At 43.4% G+C, this 5,450-nt stretch carries 7 protein-coding genes; 2 read left to right on the top strand and 5 right to left on the bottom strand.

Translation table 11 applies throughout. The annotated features are described in order from the left end of the window. On the top strand, positions 1–155 hold a 155-nt coding region (locus tag AB4Z17_RS31670; protein WP_441964261.1), incomplete at its 5' end, for a tautomerase family protein. A 113-nt stretch (positions 156–268) separates the two neighbouring features. Further along, complete coding sequence (locus AB4Z17_RS31665) at positions 269–2,020, top strand: methyl-accepting chemotaxis protein (RefSeq protein WP_441964259.1); 1,752 nt, start codon at positions 269–271, stop codon at positions 2,018–2,020. 104 nt (positions 2,021–2,124) lie between these two features. Here the strand turns inward: AB4Z17_RS31665 and AB4Z17_RS31660 are convergent, their stop codons facing one another. From AB4Z17_RS31660 to AB4Z17_RS31640, 5 genes are all read right to left on the bottom strand, one after another. Next, positions 2,125–2,796, bottom strand: coding sequence for a hypothetical protein (locus AB4Z17_RS31660; RefSeq protein ID WP_441964257.1), 672 nt, complete (start codon positions 2,794–2,796; stop codon positions 2,125–2,127). Next, positions 2,789–3,475 carry a hypothetical protein gene (locus AB4Z17_RS31655; protein ID WP_441964255.1) on the bottom strand — a complete coding sequence of 229 codons (687 nt, stop codon included), beginning with the start codon at positions 3,473–3,475 and terminating at the stop codon, positions 2,789–2,791. Before AB4Z17_RS31655 ends, AB4Z17_RS31660 begins: the two co-directional genes overlap by 8 nt. Before the next feature lie 14 nt (positions 3,476–3,489). Next, the gene (locus tag AB4Z17_RS31650) at positions 3,490–4,119 is read right to left on the bottom strand and encodes a DUF4004 family protein (RefSeq protein WP_441964254.1); all 630 of its coding nucleotides are present in this window, start codon (positions 4,117–4,119) and stop codon (positions 3,490–3,492) included. A gap of 165 nt (positions 4,120–4,284) precedes the next feature. Then, positions 4,285–4,917, bottom strand: coding sequence for a hypothetical protein (locus tag AB4Z17_RS31645; protein WP_441964252.1), 633 nt, complete (start codon positions 4,915–4,917; stop codon positions 4,285–4,287). Positions 4,918–5,055: 138 nt separating this feature from the next. Further along, positions 5,056–5,450 (bottom strand): ankyrin repeat domain-containing protein (locus AB4Z17_RS31640; RefSeq protein ID WP_441964250.1); only part of this gene is annotated, 395 nt, incomplete at its 5' end.

The raw sequence follows: 5,450 nt of genomic DNA, 5'->3' as shown, positions 1-5,450 counted from the left end.
AGTCTCTTATTGCCAGCGTAACAGAGACCATTGCAGCAGAATTGAACTCTCCAAAAGAGCGAATTCGCGTTTTAGTTACAGAAATCCCCTCCACCCATTGGGGAATTGCCGGTGTTCCAGCAGCAGAAATTATCGCTCCGCCTAAACATACGTAGTGACTTCCACCTGCATAAATTCAGCCACTTTATTGGACGGTGAGATCGGTACCGCCAATGATGGTGGCTATTTGTTTTGATAACTGTTGCTTAGAAAAGGGGTTTACCTAACGATGAAACAAATCAGCAATTCTAAACAAATGAAACTATCTTTTTTTGGAAAAAACCTGCTTCTCTCCAGTTTGAACATCGTCTTGATTGCGCTTATCCTCATTGCAGCCAGCTATTTTATCCAAGAACGAGTTTTAGTCAAAACCTTAAATCAACAGGCAGAAGGTTTTGCAGCGCTTGCTGCAAGTGAATTCGAATTAGCCGAAGTTAAAGAAGCTTTCCAAAATCATGACGCAAACAGTCCGCTCCACAAAAAACTTATTGGGAAAATAGCTCATTTTCAAAAAACGAACAACAGTGTATCCCAATCCTATCTATACTCTGTTGATATCGCTCAAGGAAAAACTCCGATTCTGCTAGCCGTTCCGCAAGACTATATTGACTCCGGCTACACGCCGGGCACCGCTTATGAGCAATCCCCCGTTATGCTGAAGGTCATGAAAAAGCTGCTCGAAAGCAAAAAAGCAGCAACAACAGACATTTACACAAACAGTTATGGACAATGGATAACCGTCGTTCATCCCATCATGGATGAGCAAAACAATGTCATTGCAGCATTTGCGATTGATCTTCATGCGGATATCGTCTCCGAAGGAAAAAAAGAGCTGCTCCTATGGACGGTGTCCGTTCTGATAGCAGCGCTTCTCGTCATTTTGTTTATTCAAATTGTTGTACTGCGCAAATTGCTTTCACCTATTAAAGAGTTGAACGGTGCTTTTCGTAAAGTTAGCGAGGGTCAGCTTGATGTGAGTCTGCCCACTAATCGTCTGGATGAACTAGGCTTATTGAATGCCCGTTTCAATGAGATGATATTAAGCTTACGAGACATGATTAATGGTGTGCAGCAAAATGCCCATCAAGCAGCGATTCAAGCGAATGAACTAGCAACGAATGCCGAGCAAAATTCGAAGTCGCTTAGTGAGGTTTCACACCGCATTCGCCAGGTTGCTGCCGGCGCAGAAACGCAGGAACAGGTAGCCTTCGAAAGCTCTCGTGCAATGGAGGAAATGGCAGTGGGCATACAGCGTGTAGCCGAATCCGCAGCTAGTATGGCGGTTGCCTCTGAGGATATGTCTGAGGAAGCCTCACAAGGCAATCTCTATATTACGAAAGTTATCCATCAGATGGACGGCATTCATCAATCCGTTCAACAATCGTCCGCTTCCATCAACTCGCTAAGCGATCGCTCTAACGAAATTGTGCAAATTGTCGAGGTCATTGCTGGAATTGCGTCACAGACCAACTTATTGGCACTGAATGCCGCCATTGAAGCGGCAAGAGCCGGCGAACAGGGAAAAGGATTTGCAGTTGTCGCAAGCGAAGTTAGGAAGCTCGCTGATCAATCCCATCAGGCTGCCACTCAAATTGGCGTATTAATACTTGAGATTCAACGTGAAATAACGCAGGCGGTACATGCTATGGATGAAGGAACGAAGGAAGTAACACAAGGCATGTTAATCGCGGAGGAGACGGGTGACAAATTTCAAACCATATATGCGGCCACGCACAATGTTGCTCAGCTGATTCAAGAGGTTTCAGCCGTATCTGAGCAAATGTCAGCGGGCTCTGAGGAAGTCGCCTCCTCTGTTCAGGAGCTCTCAACTATAGCTGAAAGCTCTTCAAAGGCTGCTATTGACGTCGCTAATGCATCGGATGCACAGCTCGATTCTACGAAGGAAATTAGCGCTTCCGCTGTATCACTTAATGAAATGTCCAAGCAGCTGCAAACATTAATTAGCAAATTCAAACTATAAAATAAAAAAATGCGTCGGCAGAAATAAACCATACACTCTGCCGGCGCATTCATTCCCCCCAAAAAAATGGGGAAAGCTTGTTTTGTTCAGTGCGTATAAAAAAATCATAGTTTTACCTTGTTTTTCACAACTGCACTCTTATGAATTTTCAGTTCATCGCGGTATTCCACCGTCTCAATTTCGCAGTCTATACCTATAATTACATTCTCTCCTCTAACGATACTTGCCTTCGTATAATGAAGCTCGATGTTATCGCCCTCGATCAACCCCGCATTGAATATGACCCCGTCCATCGATTTCATCAGCCTCAGCAATGTTCCCACTTTGCTTCTTTTAATTTTGATTTTGCTGCCTCCGACCTCTTTGGCAAAGCTAGGTCCGAACATACTAATAGCTAGCTGATCTGAGCTTAATAATCCATCGATATTTACTGCGCCATTTATGTGCAGCTCTTCCGCTTCACAATCACCTGCTGCATCCAATTGACCCGTTAATTTAATTTTGTCTACTCTAACTCTTCCTTTTGACTTCATCTCACCTCGTCCTTGCAAGCTAAGCCCATTTAAGCTGCCGTCAACAGCACATACGCCCGTTATCTTCATATCTTTCGCAGTTAAATTCCCAGCGATCTTGACTTCTCCCGTCAGCCTGAGCTTCTTACAATCCACATCACCGTTAAATTTACATTCGCCTGTTATATTCACATTTTGATAAAACCCGCCCGCTGACGTTGTTTCACCTAATACTTTCAATGGATTCCGTATAGGCTCAGTCACTAACCCTCTCCTCCTTCATAATTGCAGCGCCGGGATGTACGGACAGCTTCGAGCGATATTCTACTCGTCCTATCGAGCAGCCCTGACCAATGATGACAACATTACCCCTAACGATATCTGCAGTTGTAAATTCAATATCAATATTGTCGCCTTCAATGACCCCAACACGCAGCTCAGGCTTTAGCTTCGGAATCATTCCACTGAATAATTTATTCCACATTCCCACCTCTGCCTGCCTGATGACCAGGTTTTCCACGCCAATCTCATTCGCTTTTCCTTGGCCTTGCAGTTGAAATTCCAGCTGGCCCGCACTGAGCAAGCCGCCAACCGTGAAGCCGCCCTTACCTGTAAAATGCTCTAGCTCACAATCACCTTTTATGCTCATCATGCCATTTAATTCACAGCTCTCGCCGCTAACTCCGCCCGCGATAGTAAGCAAACCATCCGCCTTCATATTTCCAAATTTCATATTGCCTTTTACATCCATCGTACCATTAACTTCAAGCTCATCTGCCGTAAGATGTGCCTTCATTCGTATATGTCCATTTCCCTTAAATCTGCGCGCAACAATAGGTCCGCTTACTTTGCCAACACCATCTATAAATACGTTATCGTAGCTTCCACCTGCGGCACCGCTAACTCCACTAATCTTTAAATCTGACAGCTGATATTCCGTCATCGCTCTTCCCTCCATTAAGAAAGCTTCCCTTTTAATTGTTCAATTAAATCACCTAAGCTTAGCTTGGCAACAAGCCTTACACCTTCGTCAAATACTAATTCAGTTGGCGAGTGCGCCATGATAAAGGAAGTCATCCCCATTTTTCGAATAAAAAATAGATCCCAGCTCTTTCCCTCGAACTTCCTGACCTTCTCGTTCAAGGTTTGAAACAACAGTTCTGCTTCCTCTAAGCTCAGCTCTCCGAGGCCAAGCAGATAGTCAACTGCAAATAAATGCACAAGCTCGTCAAAAGAATATTGTCCACCAATTTCAGATAACGCTCCAAACCTGCTTAGGGTCATAGACGAAACAATGTTACGTTCTCCGACTTCTGCAGCAGTCAATGTCATACCATTAATAGCGGACGTATCAGATAACTTACCTGCTAGATCATCTAACGAAAGATCATCCTTCATATTAATGATGTTATGGATGCGCGCTAATATCGTCTGTTTTGGGAAAAAGGTTTCTTGTCCTGTAAACGTTGATTTTCGAATAAACCATTCCTCAGGAATAAGCTTCTTTCGTTTCCAACGATATAATTGCCCATACGAAATGCCGGTTAAATCCAGCAGCTCCTTTTTCGAAATTAAATCCTTATCCACTATAATCACCTCTCGAAATGATCGTAACATAACACTGTTACGTTGTAAATGAGAATATCGCAATAAAGAAAGGTTAGGCTGGCTTGCTATTCTTCAATTATATAAAAGAAAAAGGCAGCTCCCGATTCCATTACGAATCAGAAGCTGCCTTTTGATGAAAAAATTTTAGGAATTTATACCATGTTCATTTCGGATGTTATACATGCCTTGAATTAGCAGCTCCGCAGGATCCCGGTTCAACTGCAAATGTGTCAACAATAGATGTAACGGAATAGCGCAAACGTTGTTTCCGTCTTTAATCGTTGGAAATCCAGCTTCAAAGACTGGACCGTGTTCTTCGTTCCAAGCTAGACCCGCATGTACCTGTTCCGGAGCAAACTCTTCCGTCACAGCTTTTATACATTGCGGAACGAGGATTTTGTCGATTACCGCTTTAGCCTCCTCTTCGCTTGCAGCGGCTTGTGAGAGAGGTTTCCCACCCTCGTTCTCCATAAGATCGACGAAGAAAGAAGCCATCCACACCGCAGGATCATTCCCCGATTGGAATCTATTGACCAACTCATGCAGGAAAAATCCGCAGGAATATACGCTGTCCGACTCATCCTTCACATGAAATACAAAAACTGGGCCATAAGCTTCGTGGTTCAACACTTGTCCTTCAACATCGTTAAATTGCATTTTTAAAGCTACGATGCCATTATGGTGAACAGCCTTAATAAGCTCCGCCCATTTCTCCTCGGTCATCGCCGAATCCTTACTGTTTACTTCCTCATTTGTTGTCTCATTGTTTATTGTCATAGTTCTACTCGTCTCCTATAACAGCATCATCTTGTAAATCCCGTTTTTTCACTAGCCTATCCATCAGCAAGCTTTCTGCTCATTAATTATAGATTACCACAATTGCTTACTTTGTTTATATGCAAGTATTTTCCAGACTCATAATCGCCTGCGAAGAAACTCAGCCACATTATGGTTTCCTTGTTTGACTGCAAGAGACAAGGCGGTATGCCCTTCTGGATCTTTAGTGGTTATATTTGCTCCATGCTCAAGCAATACACGAATGATTTCAGTATTATCATCATGAAAAGCTGCAGTATGCAAGCAAGTATGACCATTGCTGTCCAGAAGATTAGTATCGGCATGATGCTTCATAAACAAATTAATGAGATCTATATTCCTTTCGCCTGCAATTGCAGCATGCAAGGCTGTATTGGAGGGAATGAAAGAAATCTTGGAATGAGATACAGCATTAATGTCAGCACCATAGTTAAGCAATACCTGTGCTGCTTCTTTATTGCCAAAATGTGCTGCGAAACCGAGTGGTGTAAGAC

It is taken from the genome of Paenibacillus sp. TAF43_2, assembly GCF_052113545.1.
Classification (GTDB): domain Bacteria; phylum Bacillota; class Bacilli; order Paenibacillales; family Paenibacillaceae; genus Pristimantibacillus.
Note: the sequence above shows the minus strand (reverse complement) of the source record. Positions and strands in the feature narration are given on the sequence as shown.